Below are 22,179 nucleotides of genomic sequence, written 5' to 3'. Positions count from 1 at the left end.
CGGCAGTCCACTTATCCAAGCCGCGAGCCTGTGCAGACAAACCGAACCATCTGTCCGGCGCAGATGCCGGGGCGTTACAACGCTATCCATTCCGGCACCCCGTGGATGGATCAGCGTGGCCTGCCGGTCAGTGCGCACGGTGGCGGGATCGTAAAGGTCGGTGATACCTATTACCTGTTCGGCGAAGCGCATCGGGACATGACCAACGCGTTCGCCGGCTTCAATTGCTACTCCTCCAACGACCTGATCAACTGGCGCTTCGAGAGCGTGGCCCTGCCCGTGCAGCGATCCGGTCCGCTGGGGCCCGAGACGGTGGGGGAGCGACCGAAGGTCATGCGTTCGCCGACGACGGGCGAGTTCGTGATGTTCATGCACGTCGATTCGATAGACTACCGCGCGCAGTACGTCGGCTATGCGACCGCCAGGACTGTTACCGGACCATACACCTTCCAGGGTCCACTACTGTTCGACGGAAAGCCGATCAGAAAGTGGGACATGGGCGCCTTCAAGGACAAGGACGGAGCCGGCTACGTTCTGCTCCACGGTGGTGACATCTATCGACTGGCAAACGACTATCGGAGCGTCCGCGACCATACCAACAAGGCGATGACCGATGGGTTCGAATCGCCCGCCCTGTTCCGCAAGGGAGACCTCTACTACTTTCTTGGATCGAACCTGACGGGGTGGGAACGCAACGACAACTATTACTTCACCGCCACGTCCCTGAGCGGCCCGTGGACTCGGCGAGGATCCATCGCGCCGGAAGGCACGTTGACCTGGAACTCGCAGACGACCTTCGTCCTGCCAGTCGAAGGCGACCGCGGAACCACTTACATGTTCATGGGCGACCGGTGGTCGTATCCGCGTCAGGCGAGTGCCGCGACCTATGTATGGCAGCCGCTCGTCGTGGAGGGCGACAAGCTGGCGATGCCGGTCTACCGGGACGCTTGGCGGATCGATCTCGTGCGCGGCACAGTCGCGCCGACGTCGATGGCCGCCGGGACGATCACCGGCAAAGACCGACGGGTGCGTTTCACCGGCTCCTGGCGGCACGAGATGGCAGGCCGGTCGGCCCATCATGTGTCCGACGACAGGCGTGCGTCCTTTTCGGTGACGTTCAGCGGTACTCAGGCCACGCTATACAGCGCGCTGCGTCCTGACGGTGGGTATGCGCACATCACCGTGCGCGACCGACGGGGCGCGAGCATGGTCTCGTCGACGGTCGACATGTACTCGAAGAACCCCGTCGCGGGCGTGACGTTCGTCACGCCCGTCTTGCCGCGAGGAACCTACACCATCACAGCGTCGGTCGTAGGAGACGGCTGGTATTGGCTGAACAAGAAGGGCGAGAGGTCGGGCAGCGCCGGTCATGCCATATCGTTCGAGCGCCTGGACGTACGCCGATAGGCCATGCCTCCCGCGCCGATGCGACCCGCAAGCGGAACGGGCTGCGTCTCATGGCGGACCGGGCTGTTTCGCGACGGCCATTCCTGATCACAGGCCAGTGTTTCCGAGGCGCGCCCCAATCCGGCCCCGGCATCGGTTCATTGCGATCGCGGGCGTGTCCCGGGTTCGACGCACCACGCGCCCCACGTCGCAACGGCGGACCGACCCCAATGAGGAGGTTCAGTCCGGAAGCTGATAGATGCGGTCCATCTCCACCCATTTGACGCCGGCATCGGCGAACGGCAGGCGTCGCTGGAATTCGTCCATGCGTTTCTCCCAGTCCTGCACGGCGGGGTCTTCGGCATCGGCCTCCGCGCGGGTGATCGGGTCGAAGCCTTCTCCCGGCCATAGAAGCAGGACGAGCCGGTTTCCGCACAGGAAGATCTCCATGGCGTCGACCCCCGCCGCACGGATCGACCGGGTGACGGCGGGCGGCACGGCGCCCGGTGCATGCCAGGCGCGATAGCGTTCGATCAGGACGGGATCGTCGTGGAGGTCGAGCGCATAGACCAGCGGCCGCTGTCCGTTCACCATGTCGCGATCGCCTTCAGCACCGAACCCTGCCCGGCGATCAGTCGGGGAAAATACGCTGCAGCCTCGACCAATGGAAAGCTCTGGGTATGCATCGCCGAGGTGGGGATGTGCCCGGCCCGGATGCTGGCGATGACGTGCCGGAAATCTTCCGCGGTGGCGTTGCGCGATCCCATCAGAGTCATTTCGCGTTTGTGGAATTCCGGATCGGAAAAGGCGATCTGCGCCTTGACGATGCTGACCAGCACATAGGTGCCGCCATGCGCCACATACGCGAAGCCCGTCTCGATCGCCCGTGCGTTGCCGGTCGCATCGAACACCACATCGAAGAATTCGCCGTCCGTCCGGCTGGCCAGAACGTCGGCTATGGCATCGTCCACCAACACCGTGTCGGCGATGTCCGTCAGCCTGCGGGCCTGGCCCAAGCGATCCGCATCGGTATCGGCGAGCGTCACCCGCGCGCCCTCGTGCCGGGCGAACAGTGCCGTTGCCACGCCGATCGGACCCGCTCCGACCACCAGTGTCCTGGCATCCGCCATCACCCCGGCGCGGCGGACCGCATGGGCGCCGATCGCCAGGAACTCGACCATCGCCGCCTGATCCAGCGACAGATCGTTTACCGGGATGACGGCCGCGCGCGGTACGGAGAAATACTCGGCCATGCCGCCGTCCCGGTGAACGCCCAATACCTCAAGGCGTGTACAGCAATTGGGCTTTCCCCGTTGGCAGGCAACGCACTTGCCGCACGACAGATAGGGTAGGATGGTGACCACGTCGCCCGGCACCAGCGCGGCGTCCGCGTCCGCCTCTTCCACCGTTCCGGCCAGTTCGTGACCCATCACGCGCGGGTAGTTGAGATAGGGCTGATTGCCACCGAAAATGTGGTAATCGGTGCCGCAGACGCCCACCCGGCGGATGCGGACAAGCACTTCGCCCGGACCGCGCAGCGGCATGGGGCGGTCATGGACGGCCAAATGGAGCGGCTGTTCGCACACGATGGTCTTCATGGCGTATATCCTCAATGCGCGGTGATCTGGTCGATGGGCAGACCTGCATCCCGCGACCGCAAGGCGAAGATCAGAACGACCACGAACGACAGGGCCGGCAGGAGTATCGCCGCGTTTATCCCCCTCAGGTCCGACAGGACGCCCATGCCACCGGTTAGAACGGCGCCACCGATGATCGCCATGATGATGAGCGAGGCGCCGGCCCGACGCAGCGAGCCCAGCCCGTCCATGCCCAGCGCGAAGATCGTCGGAAACTGGATGGACATGAAGAAGCTGGCGGCGACCAGGGCATACAGGCCGGTCGTGCCGCCGATCAGACCGGCGATGGTCGCCAGCATCAGGCTGACCACCGCGAACCCCGCGAGAAGCCGGGGCGGGGAGATCATGCCCATCATCGCGGTGCCGGCGAAGCGGCCGATGCCGAACAGCACGAGGCTGACGAACAGATAGTCGGCGGCGGCGCGCTCGTTCAGACCGGGTACGTTGGTCTGCGCATACCGGATCGTGTAGCTCCAGATGCCCACCTGAGCGCCGACGTAGAAGAACTGGGCGACGGCCGCGAGAAGGAGGTGGGGCCGGCGGAACACCTCGATGAAGCGTGGCGCTGTGCCGATGTCGTCGTCATCGGCATGACGATCGGGGAAGCGGATGACCATCGCCGCCACGGCGAAAGCCAGCACGACCAGCCCAATGATGAGATAGGGCGTCTGGACCGCCACGATCTCGCTTCGGTAGAAGGCGGTGCGCCGTGCCGGTGCCATCGCCGCCAGCGTCGCTTCGTCATAGGCGACGTCGGACAGGATGAGATATTTTCCGATCAGCACGCCGGCGATCGTCCCGACCGGATTGGCGGCCTGAGCCCAGTTCAGCCGCCGGGCCGCCGACCGGGGATCGCCCAGTTCCGTCATCAGCGGATTGGCGGACGTCTCAAGAAAGGCGAGGCCGCAGGCGATGACGAACAGCGCCGCCAGGAAGTAGTAGTACTGACCAAAATGTGCTGCCGGATAGAACAGCAGTGCGCCGGCCGCATAGAGCAGAAGGCCGATCACGATCGCGGTCTTGTAGCCTCTGGCGCGCCCGATCAGCGCGGCCGGCACCGCCAGCAGGAAATAGCCGAGATAGAACGCCTGCTGCACGAAGCTGGTCTGGAAATCGGAAAGGATGAACGCCTTCTTGAAATGGGCGATCAGGATGTCGTTGAGGTTGTTCGCCATTCCCCAGAGGAAGAACAGTGAGACCGTCAGGATCATCGCGGGCAGATACTGCCGATTTGTCGTTGCAGGCATCGTCAGCTGTCCTTGCGATGTCAATCTAGCGCGCGGTCGAGGTGCGTGTAGCCCCCATCGACGAAATGCCACTGGCCCGTGACGTGGCTGGCCCGCGCGGACAGCAGGAAGACGACCGTATCGGCGATCTCTGCCGGCTGGGTCATTCGCTGCCCCAGGGGAATGCGCCGCACGATGGCGGCCCGCCGGGCATCCGGATCGTCGGACCGCGCCAGCCAAGCGTCATATGCCTCCGTTTTCACTTCCGCCGGCACCACGGCGTTCACGCGGATGCCATCGCCGCGCAGCGACACCGCCCACTCGCGGGTCAGCGCCAGCAGGCCGCCCTTGGATGCGGTGTAGCCGCTGGTGTCCCCCTGTCCGGTCACGGCGGTCTTCGAGGCGATGTTGACGATCGCACCGCGCGCGCGTCGAAGGGCCGGCAGCAGATAATGGGTCATGGCATATGCATGCACCAGGTTTCGCTCCAGCGAAGCGCGGAAGGCTTCGACCCCTGCAGCCAGTCCGACTCCGTCGTTGATACCGGCGTTGTTGACCAGTCCATGGACCGCACCGTAGCGATTGATCACGGCGGTCGCCGCGTCCCGGCATTGCATGTTGTCGGTCAACTCTGAAGGAAGAAAGGATGCGTCCGGCTGGCGCGCCTGCAGCGCAGCGAACCAGTCGGGTGCAGGGGCGTCTCGCGCGATGATGACCGGAATGGCGCCTTCGGTGGCCAACGCCATCGATATGGCTGCGCCGATGCCCATCGCACCCCCGGTCACGACGACGACGGCGCGATCCAGTTCAAGGTTCATGGCGTATGCCCGATCGCATCCTTCAATCTACATCCTCTCGCCATGCCCTCGTCGACCTTTGGAGCGTCGATCACTGACTGGTTCTTCGTCGTTGTCTGCAGACTATCGTGAACTTGTCAGACAGGTCAAGCTAATGCTTTCGTCAATACCGCTGGCGACTAGTTCCGATCGTGATAGACGTCGGGCATGAGGAGCATCATCGATCATGCCGCCAATGAGGCAGGCAACGGGCGGAAGCCGGCGAAGCCGGCGACGATACGACCAGTGGGGCAGCCCGGCGGCGGAGCGGTCAAACTCTACCGGCACGTCATCAACACGCTGCGGCAGGAAATCGCATCCGGCGTCTTCGAAGCGGGCGCACGGTTACCGTCCGAGCGGGTCCTGGTTGATCGCTTCGCGGTCAGTCGGCTCACCATTCGCGAAGCCCTCATCGGCATGGAGATACTGGGCCTGATCGAGGCGAGACAGGGTTCCGGATTCTTTGTGACCGGCGCTGCGGGGCCGCCGCAGGTCAACCCCGACGCGCTGGACATCGGTGCGTTCGAGCTGACGGAAGCGCGGCGCATCGTAGAGGTGCAGGCGGCGGCGCTGGCGGCGCTGGCGGCCACTGACGAGCAGATCGTGGCGATGCGCGAGATCCTCGAGCAGATGGACGTCGAGAACCGCAGCGCTCGGCAGGACGAGTGGTCTGCGGATCGGCAGTTCCATCTGATGATCGCCCAGGCCAGCCAGAACAGTGCCGTGGCGCTGATGGTCGAGACGCTGTGGGACGTCCGCACCCGGTCGCCCTTGTGCCACGCCATGCTGCAGCGGATTACGGATGCGGGCGAGACGCCGCGGATGACGGATCATCGTCTGATCCTGGACGCCATCGAGGGCAGGGATCCGGCCGGCGCCCGGAATGCGATGCTGAAGCATCTCGATCGGGTGCTGGCCAACCTCATAAACTTCACCGAAAGCGATGCGATCGAGCAGTTGGCGGTGGAGAACGCGCGTAGACGCGAGGTGGCTAAACGACGACTGAAGGTTTGATTGCGGATATTGATCAGACAGCCCAGAAGTAATTGTCTAACAATACCGCTTGACTCATCTGACCTATTTTGACAGTTCCTGCATCCACAGCGGTCGATAAGCCGCGTGGAGGAGAGAGATCATGGCAAAAGCGGTCAATTCACGGTTCGGGCGTGTGCTGGGGGTCTCCTTTCTCCTCACGACCGGCGCCTGGCATGCTGCCGCGATCGCGCAGACCACGGCTGCTTCACCGACCTCCACCGACCAGACGACAGTCGAGCAGACGTCGATCGACGCGCCCGTGGATGCCGCAGGATCGGAAGAGATCGTCGTGACCGGCTTCCGGCGCTCCCTGCAGCTCGCGAACGAGAAGAAGCGCAGCGCGGACGTCGTCAGCGACGGCATCTCGGCCGAGGACATCGGCAAGTTCCCCGATCAGAATCTGGCTGAGTCGCTACAGCGGATCACCGGCGTTCAGATAACCCGCAGCCGCGGCGAAGGGTCGTCGGTAAGCATCCGAGGCCTGGCACCGGACTTCGCCAGGACGCAGTACAATGGTCGAACGCTGGGCAGCGGCGGCAGCCGGTCATTCGACTTCACCGCGTTGTCCGCAGAGTTCGTGAGCGCAGTCGAGGTGGCCAAGTCTCCTTCCGCGGACATGATCGAAGGTGGTCTGGCCGGCACCATCAACGTCAGGACCGCGCGTCCGCTCGACATCGGCAAGAGCAGCTTCAACGGCACCGTCGAGGGTGTGTACGAGGACAACCCCAAGAAGCTCTCGCCGCGCGTCGCCGGTCTCGCCAACTACGTGAACTCATCGAAGACCTTCGGCATCAATGTCGGTGTCGCCTACGAACAGCGGAAGTATCTGGCCGTGTCCTATGAGGGCTATGGCGCGGAGACCGGGGTCGAGGCGCAGCGGAACCCGCCGATCGACTACAACCGCGATGGCGATTTCGGCGACACCTACACGTTCAACCACGCGCAGGCCTATCAGGCGTTTCCCGGCAGCCGCAAGCGCTTCTCCGTCGTTGGCGCGGTCCAGTACAAGCCGACCGACAACGTCAACGTGTTCGCCGACTACTTCCATTCCGACTTTCGCGACAAGGGGCGGTGGTACGAGAATGCGACGCGTTTCACCAACATCGCCCCGGCGTTGCCGGGCCAGTTGTACGGCGTGACCGCGAGCACCATCGACACGACCCTGGTGCCGCAGCTGCTGTCCGGATCGCAGGGCTTCGTGACGGCGATGACGGCCACCGGACTGGACCATCGCGCCTCGACCTTCAGTCAGGACAGCCGCAAGATTCTTAACTCCTACGCCGGCGGCTTCGACGTCACCGACGGCAACATGAAGGTCAGCGGGCAGGCGAGCTACTTCAAATCGACCACCAGGAGCCTGAACAACGGCTTCGCGACCATCTCCCGCGCGATCGGCACCATCAGGCACCCGGACGGCCTAGGCAGCCCCCCGCAGGTCACGTACGGTGCCGGCTACGACCCGCTGGACCCATCGACGTTCTTTCTGCTGTCGCAGGACTTCTTCGGCGGTCGCAATTCGGATCGCAACTACGAGGGCCGGCTCGACGCCGAATACACGATCGAAGACGGCTTCCTCAAATCACTGAAGGCGGGCCTGTACTACGGCGATCGGCGCAACACCTCGGTCGATACCCGCTCCAGCGCCAATGCCGCGACGCTCGCACGCCTGTCGGGCGGCAAGTTAGTCTTCGCCCCCGGTGTCGAGGGGGCGGTCGGGGCGGTGCGTGCGACCAACATTCTGAAGCCGATCTCGTTCGACACCAAGATACCCTATTATCCGGCGAGCTATCTCGTGACGGACCTCGATGCCTATTACGGGATCATCCCCTATGCGACGGTGATCGGCGCCGTGCCGCCGCGAGATGTCTCCGGCAGCGGCTATGACGTCGGGGAGCAGACGATGGCGGCCTATGTCCAGGCGGGCTTTGGATCCGCCGATGGGCGCCTAGGCGGAAACCTGGGGGTCCGGTTCGTCAATACGCAGACGGTATCGAACGGTCTGGTTCCCGATCTTAACGGCATCATCATCGAGCCGGGCGGCGTCTTCACCACCGTCCCTACCGGCGTGCCGACCAAGGTGAAGGGCGATTACGACTACTTCCTGCCGAGCTTGAACGTGAAGTACGAACTGGCGAACGACCTGCTGGTGCGCGGCGCGCTGGCGCGCGTGCTTGGGCGCCCCGGTCTTGGCAGCCTGTCGGCGGGCACCAGCGTGAACGCCAATGTGCGCAGCATAAATTCCGGCAACCCGTCGCTGCAGCCCTATCTATCGGATCAGGCCGATCTGTCGCTGGAATACTACCTGCCCAAACAGGGCCTGCTGTCGGCCGCCGTGTTCTACAAGCATCTGACTAACTACATCATCAACGGCCAGGTGACGCAGACGCTGACGGCGCAGCTGCGCGGCGGGGGTACGCAGACCCTGGTCTTCCGACGCAACCAGCCGTTGAACCTGGCATCGGCGGACATCAAGGGTGCGGAGGTCGCCGCGCAGATCCCGCTGGCTTATCTCGGCGGCACGTTCGATGGCTTCGGTGTGTTCGGCAGCTTCACCTACATCGATGCACCCAAGATTCCACAGTTTCAGGGCGGACCCAACATTCCGCTGAATGGCGTTTCGAAGTACAACTACAACGTCGGCGGCTACTTCGAGAAGTATGGCATCGGTCTGCGGGGAAGCTACACCTATCGCAGCGAGTACTCGTCGGGTGACGGAAACTACTTCGGGGACGGTACGTTCGTACCCGCCTATGGACAGCTTGACGGCTCTGTGAGCTATCAGCTTACGCCGGCGATTTCGTTGAGTGCCGACGTCACCAATCTGCTCGATGCGCTGCAGAAGACGGAGAACTCCTTCGGACTTGCCCGCATCCAGTCGCAGATCGGACGCCGGATCACGGCCGGAGTGCACTTCCGCTTCTGATTTCCATTTCTCCCTCTGTAGACCGGGAGGGAGCCAGGACAACGAATGACAGGATGAACGCAATGAACATCAACCGTCGAGACGCGCTATCGACCCTCGGGCTGGCGGGAGGACTTGCAGGCCTCGGTGCTGGCGTTTCGGCTGCGGCGGCGGTTCAACCCCGCAGTGCCTCCGGGCCCTTCACGCCGGACTGGCCTTCACTGGTCGCGGGCTATCGTGCCCCCGACTGGTTCCGCGACGCCAAGTTCGGGATGTGGGCGCACTGGAGTGCGCAGTGCGTGCCGGAGGAGGGCGACTGGTATGCCCGCGAGATGTATCTCCAGGGCTCGCGTGCCAACAAGGCCCATGTCGCGAAGTACGGCCACCCCGCGGACGTCGGCTTCATGGAGGTCGTGGGCAAGTGGAAGGGAGAGCGGTGGGATCCGGCTCGTCTGCTCGATCTCTACAAGAAAGCGGGGGCGCGATATTTCGTCGCGCTGGCCAATCACCACGACAACGTCGACACCTATGCGTCCAGCCACAATCCGTGGAACACCACACGCGTCGGGCCACGCAAGGACATCGTTGGCACATGGGCCAAGTTGGCACGGGAGCGGGGATTGCGCTTCGGCGTTTCCAATCACAGCGCCCACGCGTGGCACTGGTTCCAGACGGCCTATGGTTATGACCCGGAGGGACCGCGCGCCGGCGAACGGTATGACGCGCATCGTCTGACCAAAGCCGATGGTCGCGGCAAATGGTGGGACGGGCTCGATCCGCAGGCGTTGTACACCGGCCGCACGATCCCGCTGCCCGACGGCATCGGCACGATCCAGGAGGCGAACGCCGTCCATGAACGGACGGACCGGATCTGGACGGAATGGGCGCCGCCCGCCGTTGCCGCCTTCGTCCGCAACTGGGCGCTGCGCTGCCACGAGCTGATCGACAAGTATCGCCCCGACCTGATCTACCTCGACAATTTCGACCTGCCGTTCCAGCAGGTCGGGCTGGAGATGGCCGCCCACTACTACAACGCCAGCCGGGCATGGAATGGCGGGCGGCTGGAAGCGGTGCTGAACGTCAAGACGGTCCCGGCGGAACGGCGTATGGGTCTGGTCGAGGACGTCGAGCGCGGCGGCAAGTCCTACATCGAAACCTATCCGTGGCAGACCGACACCTGCATCGGCAACTGGCACTACGACCGCGCCCTCTACGAACGGGACGGGTACAAGAGCGCTGCCACGGTCCTCCATACGCTGTGCGACGTCGTCTCGAAGAACGGCAATCTCCTGCTCAGCATCCCGGTGCGTGGGGACGGATCGATCGACGAGAAGGAGGAGCGGATCGTCGAGGAGATCGCTGCCTGGATGCAGCAGTACGGCTCCGCCATCTATGGCACGCGCCCCTGGAGGCTGCATGGCGAAGGCCCCACGCGCCCGGCGTCGGGCATGTTCGCCGAAGGCGGACCGAAATCGCCCTATACGCCGCGAGACATCCGCTACGTGCGAAAGGGCGAGGCGGTACATGCGCTGGTCATGGGCTGGCCAGAGGACGGCAAGGTCCGACTGACCCATCTCGGCACCGGCACGCCGGTCGGTCGGGGGGAGGTCAGTCGTGTCACGCTGCCAGGCGATGCCGCACCGCTGCGCTTTCGAAGGACGGCGCAGGCACTGGAGATCGATCTTCCGGCCGCGCGGCGCAATCCGATCGGTGTCGCGCTGGTGATTGACGGCAGCGGCCTCACGAGCGGCAGCCTGCTCGATCTGGCTTGACGGCAACGGCCGATGGTACGGTGTTGAAAGTTATCTGATGCCATTGTCAGGCCTATCTGATACCAATAATGGATGCGAAACCGCCGCTGTCTCTGGCGGCATCGAGGGGGCGAGATGAGGGTTGCAGGCAAGACGGCGATCGTGACCGCGGCGGGACAGGGCATCGGGCGCGCGACCGCCGAACGGCTCCGGGACGAGGGTGCCCGCGTGTGGGCGCTGGACCGGGACGCGGACGCGCTGGCGATGATCGATGGCGTCGAGCGCATCGCCGTCGATCTGACGGACCGCTCGGCGATCGCCGCTCTGCCGGGTCGCATCGGTACGGTCGACGTCCTCGCCAACGTCGCGGGCTTCGTCGGAGCCGGCGACATCATGGAATGCAGCGATGCGGACTGGGCGCTGTCGTTCGACCTGAACGTGCACGCCATGCACTGGATGATGCGCGCGTTCATCCCGGGCATGCTGACCGGCACGGGCGGCTCGATCGTGAACATGAGCTCGATCGCCTCCAGCGTGAAGGGCATCCCCAATCGCTATGCCTATGGGGCGTCGAAGGCGGCCGTGATCGGCCTGACCAAGGCGGTGGCGGCCGACTTCGCGGGTCGCGGCATCCGCTGCAACTGCGTGTGTCCCGGGACCATCGAGACGCCGAGCCTGCAACAGCGCGTGGTCGAGCAGGCGAGCGCCCAGGGCATATCCGTCGAGGCGGCGCAGAAGGCGTTCGTCGCCAGGCAGCCGATGGGCAGGCTGGGACGGGCCGAGGAGATCGCCGCCCTCTTCCTGTATCTGGCGAGTGACGAGGCACGGTTCACCACCGGCGCGGTCCACGTCATCGACGGCGGCTGGGTCAACTGATGACGACGATCACCGGACTGCGCACGATCGACCTTCGCTTCCCGACGAGCACCGCGCTCGACGGATCGGACGCGATGAACCCGGATCCGGACTATTCGGCCGCGTACGTCGTCCTCGATACGGATGTGGCGGGACTGTCGGGCCATGGACTGACCTTCACGATCGGCCGGGGCAACGACGTCTGCGTGGCCGCCATCGAGGCGATGCGTCACCTGGTGATCGGTCTCGACCTCGACTGGATCATCGAGAACCCGGGCCGGATGTGGCGTCATCTGACCGGCGACAGCCAACTGCGATGGATCGGACCCGACAAGGGAGCGATCCATCTGGCGACCGGCGCGGTCGTCAACGCGATCTGGGATCTGTGGGCGAAGGCGGTGGGCAAGCCGCTCTGGCGTCTGGTCGCGGACATGGCCCCAGAGGAGCTGATCCGTGCGATCGACTTCCGCTATCTGACCGACGCCATCACTCCCGATCAGGGACTGGCGCTTTTGACGGCGCGCGCTGCCGGCAAGAACGGGCGGATCGATACGCTGATGGCGGGGGGGTATCCCTGCTACACCACGTCGGCGGGATGGCTCGGCTATTCTGACGAGAAGCTCCGCCGCCTGACGCAGGCCGCGGTCGATGCCGGGTTCGATCACGTCAAGCTGAAGGTCGGCCGGGATCTGGACGACGACATCCGACGGGTCCGGATCGCACGCGATGTGCTTGGACCCGATCGCAGGCTGATGATCGACGCCAATCAGATGTGGGAAGTGGATCAGGCGATCGAATGGGTCAACGCGTTGGCGTTCGCGAATCCGTGGTTCATCGAGGAGCCGACCAGCCCCGACGACGTGCTGGGTCATGCCGCCATCCGTCGTGGCATCGGCGACGTCCGCGTCGCGACCGGCGAAATGTGCCAGAACCGCATCCTGTTCAAGCAGTTCATGGCGGCCGGCGCCGTGGACATCGTCCAGATCGATGCCTGTCGGCTCGGCGGGGTAAACGAGGTTCTGGCGGTGTTGCTGCTGGCCGCACGGTACGACCTGCCGGTCTGTCCGCATGCCGGTGGGGTAGGGCTGTGTGAATATGTCCAGCATCTGTCGATGATCGACTATCTATGCTTCTCCGGCACGATGGAGGACCGGGTGATCGAGTACGTCGATCATCTGCACGAGCATTTTGTCGATCCGTGCGTCATCCGCGACGCCGCCTACATGCCGCCGTCGCGACCGGGCTATTCGATCGAGATGAAACCGGAAACACTGGTGGCATTTCGCTACAGCGATTGAACGTGATCGTCGGCGGGCGGCTGTTCCGCAGACCACAGCATTCGTTCATGGCATCCCGTCATGTACGGCGTCGACATGGAGAATGCGGGGATTCTGACAGCGTCCTCAGGCCGTACGCCGGCTGGGGCGTCGACGTCGTCAGGTTGGATGACATGAACCGCCCCTATGGCCCGCACAGGCGGTAACGGTCGATCGGAGTATAGCCCGTGCGATGGCGCGCCCACCCAGCGGAATTTGTTGTCGGAAACAGCGATGGTCGATCCCAAGCACGGAAAGAAGCCCGCTCAGTCCCCGGGGCGGCGATTGTGCGGCGCGGTGGCCCATACGCTGGGGCGGGCGATCCTCGCGGGCGATTATGTACCGGGCGACGCGTTACCGGGCGAACTCGGCTTCGCCGGATCGCTCGGGGTGTCTCGCGGCGCATATCGCGAGGCGGTGCAGGCGCTGATCGCGAAGGGACTGGTCGAAAGCCGGCCCAAGTCCGGCACCCGCGTCCTGCCGCGCCATCGGTGGAACCTGCTCGATTCGGATGTGCTCGCCTAGGCCTTTGCGGATGAACCCGACATGCGGCTGCTGCGCAGCCTGTTCGAATTGCGTGCGGTGATCGAACCGGCCGCCGCGGCCTTTGCGGCCGAGCGCCGCGACCGTGACGACCTGAGGACGCTGAAGGAGGCGCTGGGCAGGATGCGGCGCCACACGCTGTCGAATGACGCGGGGCGAGCGGCCGACCGCGAGTTCCATGCCGCCATCCTGACGGCATCGCGCAACGACGCGCTGATAACACTCAGAGCTGCCATCACCGCTGCGGTCGAATGGACGACCCGGCTTAAGCAGCGTGACCGCGCCCTGCCGTGTGATCCGATGCCCGGACATGTGGCCGTATACGACGCGATCCTCGGTGCCGATCGCCAAGCCGCCGCGGAGGCAATGCGCAAGCTCGTCGATCTCGCGCTGGCAGACGCCCAGGCCGCGCTCGACGGGCAAATCGGCTGATCAATCGTGATATGGTGTCGGCAGGACCTGCCATCGACACCTGAATAGGGCGGCGGCCTGCATTCTCTTCGGCAGACGAAGGCCGCAACGTGAGATCAGGCGAAGGCTCGGCGTAGCGTCGATAATTATGCGATGGATGAAACTGCCCGTTGACGAAGCCCGAGCCGCTACAGTTGTTACGGGAGCCTGTTCTCCTGACTTGCGCTGCACACTGGTACCGATGCAACGGGACCAAACCAGCAATGCGGCTGAGATTCCGCCAACGGCAAACGACCAACACGTCGATGTTCGTCGGACGGTTCGTCGTCATCGCATCTCCACCCGGGAGGGGCGAGCACCCGCCTTGCGGAAGGTGCTCGCGGGCTATGACGGTCGTTCAGAACTTCTTGTTCAGTCCGATGAAGAAGGACCGTCCGTAGATCTCGTACACTCCAGGGGCCGTGTTCAGCCCCCAAGTCGAAGCACCCGATCCCAGCAGCGGGGGGGCCTTGTCGAATACGTTCGTGACACCCGCCGAGATCCTGAACCTTTCCGGGAGACTGACGATCATCGAGAGGTCGAAGTAATTGTATGCCTTGATCCGCTGTGCCGTGACGTCGGTCTTCGCGGGCGGGGTCATTCCGTTGCGCTGGGGGAGCAGATAGTTGTCGCGGACGACGGGCCCGGTATAGCGATGGCTGATCGAGAACGTGAACAGATCGTCGTTGAACACGACCCGCGATAGCGCCTTCCACCGCGGAATGGGAGCACCGCAGGTCGCGCCGTAGCCGCCCACGCATTCGTTTCGGATCGCAGGCAGCTCCTGGACGGGTACCAGCGTGTACTCGTCGACGTAGCCAACGTCGCTGATCAGCGAGAGTCGGCCGCTCTCGGACAGCCAAGGGGCGTCAAAGCGGTAGCTGGTGCTGATGTCGATCCCAGACGTCCGGATCCCGCCGGTGTTGGCAAGGAACTGCTGGACGAAATAGGGATCGTTGTTGATCGTCGCCGTGAGCTCGCCCGTGGACGGATCGCGAACGATCGCCCGGCACGCCTGACTGCTGGCGTCCTTCAGAACGAGATAGCACAGGTCGAACGTGTTCTGGATCGTGCCGCCGAGGTTGGAGATCGCACCGTCAAGACGGATGCGATAGGCGTCGAGACTCAAGGAGAAGTTCCGAAGGAAGTCGGGCGTGAAGCTGGCGCCCAGCGTCAGCGTCCGAGCCTTCTCCGGCGCGAGGTTCGGGTTCCCTCCCGTTAGCGTGCCGACCTGCGCGTTGGGCTGGACGATGGATGCAAAGACGTTGGACGCCGGCACGCCGGTCGCAATGCACAATGCCCTGACGTCGGCGGTCTGCTGGGTGCTGGACGCCCGGCTGGAGCAGGGATCGTTGGCTCCGGGCGTGCCCGGGTTCTGGGGCGCGAAGAGCTCGTCGACGCCAGGTGCACGGATGGCGCGCTGCAGCTGGGCCCGAACCGTCAGATCGCGCACCGGCTGGTACTGTCCGCCGATGGAATAGGTCCATACGCCACCTACGCCGGGCGTGCTGTAGTCGGAATAGCGGGCCGCGCCGTTCAGTTCGAGCCGGCGGATCAGGGGAACGTCGGCGAGGATGGGAACGCGTATCTCGCCATATCCCTCCCTCACCGTCGCATTGCCTGCGATGGCGATGGGGAAGCCGTTCGCGGAGGCGACGTCCCCCGTCAACCCGAAGGCGTCCGGCTGGAGCGTGATGGCGTTCTTCCGCCATTCGAAGCCGATGTTCGCGTCGACCGGACCGGCGGGGAGCTTGAACAGCGATCCCGTCAGGTTGCCGGCGACGACCTGCTGGGTGGTGGTCGTATAGTTGTCCGACCGGGTCGTTATGCGGGCGAGGGCGCCGGGATCGAGATTGGGGCCGAACGGATTGAGGGCGGGCGCCGCACCGTTCTGTGAGAGTATCGCGGCCTGGAAGGCGCTTCGCGATACGTTACCGAACTGGCTTTCCCGCAGGGACGTCCGCGCATAGGAATAGTAGAGATCGTAGTCGAAGTCGCCGATGATGCGACCGCGCGCTCCAGTGAGGACGCGGTAGGTGTTGCGTTCCGACGTTGCCCGGGACTCGCCGCCCTCCACGATGCGTCGATTGCTTCCCAGGACTGCCAGTCCATCGCCCGGGGTGGTGGTGTACGACCGGTTGCCGGCCCCGACCGTCGTAGTGCCGCGCTCAGCCAGGTCGAGTTGCCGAAGGACCTCGCGATCCGCGACGGATACATAGGGGTTGCCGACGTTCACCAGGATGTTGCCGGATAGCGCGAGCGGCGCGATCTGCACGTCGGTGGTGTAGTTCGAATAGTGCCCTTCGGTATAGAGATCGACCGCCTCGGACACCTTGAAGTGTGCGAAGGCGTTGATCATCCTGCGCTCGAGCGGCGACTGGAAGACGTTCAGGGGCGAGTTGTTGTAACGGTCGCCCGGGTCGCTAGCTGCCCGCGCCGCATTGCTGTTCGGATCGAAGGTGAAGCCGAACGACGTGAGATTCCGCAGGCCAGCGGCGAGGAGCGCCGTGTTGAGGCCCGGCGTCGAACCTGACGAACCGAAGAGCGGTAGACCGGTGAAACGCCCGCCGGGGATCACGGACGAGAACCCGGTGACAAGACCCGCTCGGCCGCCCGCCTGGGTACAGGTCTGTCCCGCGGGGACGGCGAGTGGAACTCCACGACCACCCGTCTGGTCGTACGAAGCGGCGGTCACGCAGCCGTCGTTGTACCCTACGGCAGAGAAGGGGACCTGTCCTCGAACGATGCTGTCGCGCTTGTAGTAGTCGAGCGAGACGACCGCGTTCCCCCGCTTGTCGGCGAAGTTGCCACCGAGGGTGAGGTCGATGGACCGGGTCGGCGTGGACGTGCGCTCATCCAGCCTGTTGTCGAAATTGACCTCCGCACCGGAGAAGTCGTCGCGGAGGACGAAGTTGACGACGCCCGCAAGGGCGTCGGATCCATAGACGGCCGACGATCCCCCCGTCACGACCTCGACCCGCTTCACGAGCGCGTTCGGGATGGTGTTCAGGTCGGTGAGGCTGTTGATGCCGGTGACCGTGAAGCGCCGACCGTTGACCAGGGTCAGACTGCGCCGTTCGCCCAGACCGCGCAGATTGAGTGCGGCGACGCCCTGGTTCGCACCGTTTCCGGAGGCATTGAACGAGTTTCCGACGAACTGGGGCGTCTGAACGAGAAGCTCCTCGACGGTCTGGGCTCCCGACAGCTCGAACTTCTCGGCATCGGTGACGGTGACCGGTGAGGACGTCTCGTTACCACGCGACCGGAGACGGCTTCCGGTTACCACGATGTCGGGCTGATCCGTCTCGGCTCCATCGGGAGCGACGCTCGCGTTTGCCGCTGGGGCCACCTGGGCCCGGGCGGAGACGCCAAGGGAAGCCAGCACCATCGCACCGATGCCGGCAGTGTATCGTAATCTCGAGTTCCTCATCGCTTCATCCCCTCTTCGCATTGATCCGTCTCTTGCGGATTGTTTCTGCCGCTTGGACGCTGGCGCAGGCGTTCATCACCAACGGCATCCCTCCACGGCGGTGCTGCTGGTCGGCAGGGCCATGATCGGACCTGCCCCCGCATGATGACGTCATGCGGGGGCAGGTCCGGGAAACCGAGGCTCATGATACGGATCGCCAACGATCCTACTAACATTGCACTGATTAGCATGTTAGAATTAGCCAGTGCAATATCTATATGTGGGCCTGTTCAAAATTTGTCGTTACTGGCAAGGCCATCGGTTCTGCGTTGAGCGGGAAATGCATATCAATCATAGACGGGTTGCTGCGCGTTATGATCGATGCAGCTATGTCTGGCTGTCGTCCGACGCTCGGTTGTATGGGGAGTCGGTGGCGGGTCCGACGCGGATGGGAGATGGATGCGCGGCGAACTACGGACAGGCTCGGGAGCGCGGCCATTGAAGAACGAAAAACTCTATCGCGTCGTAATCGACGGAATACTCGAGCAGATTGCAGCCGGTCGATACGTGGTCGGAGACAAGTTGCCCACCGAGCGGATGGTTGCGGAGTCGTTCAGCGTCGCCCGTACTACCGTCCGTGAAGCCATGGTGGCGTTGGAGATGCTCGGCATCATCGACATGAGGCGAGGCTCGGGCGTCTACGTCGTCGGACTGCCGGATGAGAACACGTCGACAGCGGACTTGGACATCGGCGCCTTCGAGCTGATCGAGGCGCGTCGGATCGTCGAAGGGGAGATCGCCGCACTGGCGGCGAGATACGTGACGGATGCGCAGCTCGCTCGATTGGAAGCCCTCGTCGCCGACATGGAGCATCCCGACGTGCAGAAAGCCGAGGCGGCCGACCGGGCCTTTCACATCGTCGTCGCGGAAGCGAGCGGGAATGGAGCGTTGCGAGCCGCGAGCGAGTATCTCTGGGACATGCGGGAGCGAGCGCCGCTGGCGCAGACCATTCTGCACCGAGCCCGCGGCCCCGGTTACGATGCGCGCATCAAGGAACACATCGATATCGTCGCCGCGCTACGGACGGGCGATCCCGTCCGGTCGAGAGCGGCGATGCGGACACATCTCGACCGGGTCATCAACCATCTCCTGGTCATCACCGAAAGCGACGAGATAGAGGCCGTCCTGAATCGGACAAAGGCCAACCGCGGTCGCCTCACGATCGGCGACTGATCGCCGCGCTACGGCTAAGCGGATGGATGCCGCCTCGCATCTTGCAGGGGCAGTCATGTCCCCACGCCCCTGCCACCCTTCACCTCGGAGACAAACGTAACACGACGGCGAGGTTCTGTCGGGAGGCCAATACTGAAGACTTTGAACACCGGAGAAGAAAGTCCTGATCGTCGAGGAGACGTATCTGGCGAGCATGAGCGTGCCGTTATCCGCCCGCCCGCACGGCATCACGGGTAGCCATGTCTTCATATGGCGAAGGCTGATGTACCAGGGCGCGCTGACCGCCGCGGCGGCCAGCGAGGAGGTGGTGCCAGCTTCCGGGAACCGGATGATCTGGGCGATGATGGCCAGCGACGAGCGCTATTGCGAGCTGCAGGTCGCGTAACAGGATACGGTGCGGGCGACCGCACCCGACTGGGTTGGGAAGGGCGGATGGGAGCTAATGCAACAAGCCAGTTGAACCGCCGGATCGGGAACACCAGCAATGACCTAGTAAGCGTGGCCGGCAGACCGCCTTGCTATTGGGCGCGGCTTTTCTGGTAGGCGAGTTTGCCGGCGTGACGGCGGATAGCGATGGCGGCGATGGCGCGGCGGGTGAAACGTTCGTCGATATCGTCGGCGTTGTAGGGGCCACCGTACCATTCGTGCAGGTGGTCGTGTTCTTCGTGGTTGGGGTCGGCCATGGCATCGAGGAACATCTCGAAGCCGGGCAAGCCGCCGACATCTTCGGGCGGGCAGCGTCGTTCGCCCTCGATGAAGCGCGGATATTTGACGTCGGGTTCACCGGCGCCGACCGTCTCGACAGTGATGGTGTGCCGCCAGTCGTCACCCATGTCGTAGGTGTAGACGAGTTCCCGCACGCCCCGGTCGATGAGGGTCGCGAGCTTTACGTTCCTGGCCGCGGCCATGCCGCTCTCCGGCCACATCGGGTCCGGGATACCGTAGCGCCGGTCGCCGGCCTCGAAATGCCACAAGTGGCAATTCTCCCAGCCCATCGCGGCCTGAACGATATCGTGGAGCATCTTGAGGCTGGCGGTGACCGGCACATCGATGCGGCGCCAGATGGCGGGTTCGATGTCGTCCAGGACGATATGCAGGCGGGCGATGGTGTCGGCGCTCATGCCGCCAGTCTGGCAGGTTCGGGGGACCAGTTCCACGGCATGAGTTCGTCCCAGCGGCTGGCGGGCCAGTCGCCGGCGACCCTGGCGATAACATCGGCGATATAGGCGTGCGGGTCGATGCGGTTCGCCTTGCAGGTCTGAATGACGGTGTAGATGGCCGCGGCACGTTCGCCACCTGCGCGAGAGCCGGCGAACAGCCAGTTGCGGCGCCCGACGTCGATGCCGCGTAGCGCGCGCTCCGCGATGTTGTTGTCGATCTCGAGGCGGCCATCGTCGAGGAAGCGCGACAGCGCCGGCCAGCGCTTGGTGCCATAGGCGATGGCCTTCGCCATGTCGGACCTGGGCGACAGGTGACGCAGCGCGGCATCGAGCACCTTGCGCAAGGCGTCGACCAGCGGTTTACTCCGTTCCTGCCTGACGCAACACCGTACATCGGGCGGCAGGCCGCGGACCCCGGCCTCGACAGCGTAAAGCGCGCCGATCCGCTCGAGGATATCAGTGGTCAGCGGCGTGGGCGAGCGCTCGTGCAGATCGAAGACCTTGCGCCGGAAATGCGCCCAGCAGGCAACCTCGGTGACGCCGCTGCGGTAGAGGCCGTCGTATCCGGCATAGGCATCGGCCTGGAGGAAACCGCGGAACCCGGCGAGATGGGACGTTGGGTGCGCGGCGGTGCGGTCTGGCGTGAAGCGATACCAGGTCGCGCGCGGCGCCGTGCTGCCGGATGCCTGGTCGTCGGCCGCGTACACCCACAACCGTCCGGTCGCGGTCCTGCCCCGGCCGGGGTCGAGCACCGGCACGGGCGTGTCGTCGGCATGGATCTTGTCGGCCTTGAGCACCGCGTCACGGATGCGCGTGACGATGGGGTCGAGGAGCGCCGCGGCCTGTCCGGTCCAGCCCGCCAGCGTCGAACGGTCGATGTCGAGCCCTTGCGCGGCCATCATCTCGGCTTGGCGGTAGAGCGGCAGATGGTGGTCGAACTTCGAGACGACGACGTGCGCCAGTGTGGCGAAGGTCGCCTTGCCGCGTGCCACGGCGCTGACCGGTGCTGGAGCCTGGACGATCTTCTCGCACACCCGGCAGCTGTATTTGGGGCGGACGTTGCGCACGACGCGCCAGCGCACCGGCACGATGTCGAGCATCTCGTGCGCGTCTGACCCAAGCGGGCGCAACGCACCGCCACAGTCCGGGCAGGTGCAGGCACCCGACGCCGGCTCATGGACGACCTCCTCGCGCGGCAGATGCCCCGGCAGACTGCGGACGGGCACCGGTCGCGCTGCTACGCCGGGGTCCGCCTCCTCGGGCACAGGCGCATCACGCTCCGTCTCCAGTTCCTCCAGCGCCAGTTCGAGCTGCTCGATCTCGCGGCCGAGCTTTTCGGACGAGGCGCCGAACTGCATCCGCCGCAGCCGGGCGATCTGCGCGCGCAGTGTCTCGATGAGCAGGTCGCGGGCGACGAGTGCGGCATTGGCCCGGGCGAGCGACGCCTCCAGCGCGGCGATCCGCGCAGTGGCATCAGCAGGGGAAACGGGCGCTTCCGACACCCTGTTTCCATAGCAGATTGGATGTCGGCAAGCGAGGGAAAGTGACGCAAAACCGCCGTTCCTACCCCGCCAGCGTTGGCGCGAACGTCCGCTCGGGACGCCGCCAATCAATGCCTTCCAGCAGCATCGACAATTGCGCCGGCGTCAGCGTTATCGTGCCGGTCGCGGTCACCGGCCAGACGAAGCGGCCACGGTCCAGGCGCTTGGAAAACAGGCACAGGCCCTGGCCATCGAACCACAGCAGCTTGACCAGATGTCCCCGCTTGCCGCGAAACGCAAACAGCGCCCCCGAATGCGGGTTCTGCGCCAGCACCTGCTGCACCAGCACCGCCAGACCGTCAAACCCCTTGCGCATGTCGGTCACACCGCACGCCAGGAAAACCCGCGTTGGTAATGGCGTTGGGTTCACCGCAGCACCGACAGCACCCGTGTCAGCGCGCCTGCATCCACGCCCGCGTCGACGCTCACCCGTACCCCACCCGGTAGTTCGATATGGATGAACCCCGGTAGACATGGTGCCGGCTGCGGTGTCGGCGCAACCGGGTCAACAACCTGTACCTCGGCAAACACCGACAACGAAGCCACGACGCCCGCCAGCTTGCCTTCGCGCAGTTGCTTGCGCCACGTGTAGATCAGGCTACTCGACACCTCACGCCGGGCGATGACGTCGCAGACCCGCACCCCCGGCCGGAACGCTTCGCCCAAGATCTCCAGCTTCTCCGCGTCAGACCATCGCCGTCGACCCGACACACGGCCAACCACATCCATCCGACCAGTCATACGAGTGCTTGTATGACTGGTCGTCGAACCGAAAACTTCCTGCACCGCTTGCGCCCTCGTCAAAGGCGACAAGCATCCTGACTGCCAGCGCTACCGCAAGGCGGTCTGGACTTGCCCCGGAAAAGTGGAGAGTTCCCCTGAGGTGAAAGGCGAACTCG

The 22,179-nt window shown here is 64.5% G+C and carries 17 protein-coding genes and 1 pseudogene; 9 read left to right on the top strand and 9 right to left on the bottom strand.

The genetic code is table 11. The features are described from left to right. On the top strand, positions 1-1,407 hold a 1,407-nt coding region (locus IFT82_RS19720; RefSeq protein ID WP_192129837.1), incomplete at its 5' end, for a family 43 glycosylhydrolase. A gap of 219 nt (positions 1,408-1,626) precedes the next feature. On the opposite strand, the gene IFT82_RS19715 is transcribed toward IFT82_RS19720, so the two are convergent. From IFT82_RS19715 to IFT82_RS19700, 4 genes are read right to left on the bottom strand one after another with little or no spacing between them, the layout of a single operon-like run. Beyond that, on the bottom strand, positions 1,627-1,980 hold the full coding sequence (locus IFT82_RS19715; RefSeq protein WP_192129836.1) for an L-rhamnose mutarotase: 354 nt from the start codon (positions 1,978-1,980) through the stop codon (positions 1,627-1,629). Beyond that, a complete protein-coding gene (locus tag IFT82_RS19710; protein ID WP_192129835.1) occupies positions 1,974-2,984 on the bottom strand; it encodes a zinc-binding alcohol dehydrogenase family protein in 1,011 nt (336 codons plus the stop codon). Before IFT82_RS19710 ends, IFT82_RS19715 begins: the two co-directional genes overlap by 7 nt. An 11-nt stretch (positions 2,985-2,995) precedes the next feature. Further along, positions 2,996-4,270, bottom strand: a complete 1,275-nt coding sequence (gene fucP / locus IFT82_RS19705) for an L-fucose:H+ symporter permease (RefSeq protein ID WP_192129834.1) — start codon at positions 4,268-4,270, stop codon at positions 2,996-2,998. A gap of 20 nt (positions 4,271-4,290) precedes the next feature. Next, complete coding sequence (locus tag IFT82_RS19700; RefSeq protein ID WP_192129833.1) at positions 4,291-5,067, bottom strand: SDR family oxidoreductase; 777 nt, start codon at positions 5,065-5,067, stop codon at positions 4,291-4,293. A gap of 186 nt (positions 5,068-5,253) precedes the next feature. Between IFT82_RS19700 and IFT82_RS19695 the strand changes: the two genes are divergently transcribed. From IFT82_RS19695 to IFT82_RS19670, 6 genes and pseudogenes are all read left to right on the top strand, one after another. Next, positions 5,254-6,099, top strand: a complete 846-nt coding sequence (locus IFT82_RS19695) for a FadR/GntR family transcriptional regulator (protein WP_192129832.1) — start codon at positions 5,254-5,256, stop codon at positions 6,097-6,099. Positions 6,100-6,220: 121 nt separating this feature from the next. Beyond that, positions 6,221-9,043: a TonB-dependent receptor gene (locus IFT82_RS19690; protein ID WP_192129831.1), complete on the top strand. Its 2,823-nt coding sequence runs from the start codon at positions 6,221-6,223 to the stop codon at positions 9,041-9,043. A 62-nt stretch (positions 9,044-9,105) separates the two neighbouring features. Then, the gene (locus IFT82_RS19685; RefSeq protein WP_192129830.1) at positions 9,106-10,794 is read left to right on the top strand and encodes an alpha-L-fucosidase; all 1,689 of its coding nucleotides are present in this window, start codon (positions 9,106-9,108) and stop codon (positions 10,792-10,794) included. A 114-nt stretch (positions 10,795-10,908) separates the two neighbouring features. Then, positions 10,909-11,649, top strand: coding sequence for an SDR family oxidoreductase (locus IFT82_RS19680; protein ID WP_192129829.1), 741 nt, complete (start codon positions 10,909-10,911; stop codon positions 11,647-11,649). Beyond that, entirely contained in the window at positions 11,649-12,926 is a 1,278-nt protein-coding gene (locus tag IFT82_RS19675) for an L-fuconate dehydratase (protein ID WP_192129828.1), read from the top strand. Before IFT82_RS19680 ends, IFT82_RS19675 begins: the two co-directional genes overlap by 1 nt. 252 nt (positions 12,927-13,178) lie before the next feature. After that, positions 13,179-13,919 (top strand): annotated as a pseudogene (locus IFT82_RS19670) (FadR/GntR family transcriptional regulator). 376 nt (positions 13,920-14,295) lie between these two features. Here the strand turns inward: IFT82_RS19670 and IFT82_RS19665 are convergent. Further along, a complete protein-coding gene (locus IFT82_RS19665) occupies positions 14,296-17,325 on the bottom strand; it encodes a TonB-dependent receptor domain-containing protein (RefSeq protein WP_192129827.1) in 3,030 nt (1,009 codons plus the stop codon). A gap of 519 nt (positions 17,326-17,844) precedes the next feature. Here IFT82_RS19665 and IFT82_RS19660 point away from each other — a divergent pair. Together IFT82_RS19660 and IFT82_RS20640 are read left to right on the top strand one after the other, a co-directional pair. Beyond that, on the top strand, positions 17,845-18,579 hold the full coding sequence (locus IFT82_RS19660; protein WP_199860601.1) for a FadR/GntR family transcriptional regulator: 735 nt from the start codon (positions 17,845-17,847) through the stop codon (positions 18,577-18,579). A 193-nt stretch (positions 18,580-18,772) separates the two neighbouring features. Further along, the gene (locus IFT82_RS20640) at positions 18,773-18,964 is read left to right on the top strand and encodes a hypothetical protein (protein ID WP_207105850.1); all 192 of its coding nucleotides are present in this window, start codon (positions 18,773-18,775) and stop codon (positions 18,962-18,964) included. Positions 18,965-19,097: 133 nt separating this feature from the next. Here the strand turns inward: IFT82_RS20640 and IFT82_RS19655 are convergent, their stop codons facing one another. From IFT82_RS19655 to tnpA, 4 genes are all read right to left on the bottom strand, one after another. Continuing rightward, positions 19,098-19,700: a plasmid pRiA4b ORF-3 family protein gene (locus tag IFT82_RS19655; protein WP_192129825.1), complete on the bottom strand. Its 603-nt coding sequence runs from the start codon at positions 19,698-19,700 to the stop codon at positions 19,098-19,100. Further along, on the bottom strand, positions 19,697-21,241 hold the full coding sequence (gene tnpC, locus IFT82_RS19650) for an IS66 family transposase (protein WP_192129824.1): 1,545 nt from the start codon (positions 21,239-21,241) through the stop codon (positions 19,697-19,699). The genes IFT82_RS19655 and tnpC overlap by 4 nt, the downstream gene beginning before the upstream one ends. A gap of 61 nt (positions 21,242-21,302) precedes the next feature. Next, complete coding sequence (gene tnpB / locus IFT82_RS19645) at positions 21,303-21,650, bottom strand: IS66 family insertion sequence element accessory protein TnpB (protein ID WP_342355171.1); 348 nt, start codon at positions 21,648-21,650, stop codon at positions 21,303-21,305. Further along, complete coding sequence (tnpA, locus tag IFT82_RS19640; RefSeq protein WP_274602280.1) at positions 21,647-22,009, bottom strand: IS66-like element accessory protein TnpA; 363 nt, start codon at positions 22,007-22,009, stop codon at positions 21,647-21,649. The genes tnpB and tnpA overlap by 4 nt, the downstream gene beginning before the upstream one ends. Positions 22,010-22,179: the final 170 nt, after the last annotated feature.

This window comes from Sphingomonas sp. CFBP 8760 (genome assembly GCF_014841615.1).
GTDB lineage: Bacteria > Pseudomonadota > Alphaproteobacteria > Sphingomonadales > Sphingomonadaceae > Sphingomonas.
The sequence above is the reverse complement of the archived record's forward strand: the minus strand, read 5'-3'. Positions and strand labels throughout refer to the sequence as shown.

Bases quoted from the DNA above. Each gene is read 5' to 3' on its own strand.
- IFT82_RS19715 (WP_192129836.1), bottom strand. From the start codon at position 1,980: ATGGTGAACGGACAGCGGCCGCTGGTCTATGCGCTCGACCTCCACGAC.
- IFT82_RS19710 (WP_192129835.1), bottom strand. From the start codon at position 2,984: ATGAAGACCATCGTGTGCGAACAGCCGCTCCATTTGGCCGTCCATGAC.
- fucP (WP_192129834.1), bottom strand. From the start codon at position 4,270: ATGCCTGCAACGACAAATCGGCAGTATCTGCCCGCGATGATCCTGACG.
- IFT82_RS19700 (WP_192129833.1), bottom strand. From the start codon at position 5,067: ATGAACCTTGAACTGGATCGCGCCGTCGTCGTCGTGACCGGGGGTGCG.
- IFT82_RS19695 (WP_192129832.1), top strand. From the start codon at position 5,254: ATGAGGAGCATCATCGATCATGCCGCCAATGAGGCAGGCAACGGGCGG.
- IFT82_RS19690 (WP_192129831.1), top strand. From the start codon at position 6,221: ATGGCAAAAGCGGTCAATTCACGGTTCGGGCGTGTGCTGGGGGTCTCC.
- IFT82_RS19685 (WP_192129830.1), top strand. From the start codon at position 9,106: ATGAACATCAACCGTCGAGACGCGCTATCGACCCTCGGGCTGGCGGGA.
- IFT82_RS19680 (WP_192129829.1), top strand. From the start codon at position 10,909: ATGAGGGTTGCAGGCAAGACGGCGATCGTGACCGCGGCGGGACAGGGC.
- IFT82_RS19675 (WP_192129828.1), top strand. From the start codon at position 11,649: ATGACGACGATCACCGGACTGCGCACGATCGACCTTCGCTTCCCGACG.
- IFT82_RS19665 (WP_192129827.1), bottom strand. From the start codon at position 17,325: ATGGTGCTGGCTTCCCTTGGCGTCTCCGCCCGGGCCCAGGTGGCCCCA.
- IFT82_RS20640 (WP_207105850.1), top strand. From the start codon at position 18,773: ATGAGCGTGCCGTTATCCGCCCGCCCGCACGGCATCACGGGTAGCCAT.
- IFT82_RS19655 (WP_192129825.1), bottom strand. From the start codon at position 19,700: ATGAGCGCCGACACCATCGCCCGCCTGCATATCGTCCTGGACGACATC.
- tnpA (WP_274602280.1), bottom strand. From the start codon at position 22,009: ATGGATGTGGTTGGCCGTGTGTCGGGTCGACGGCGATGGTCTGACGCG.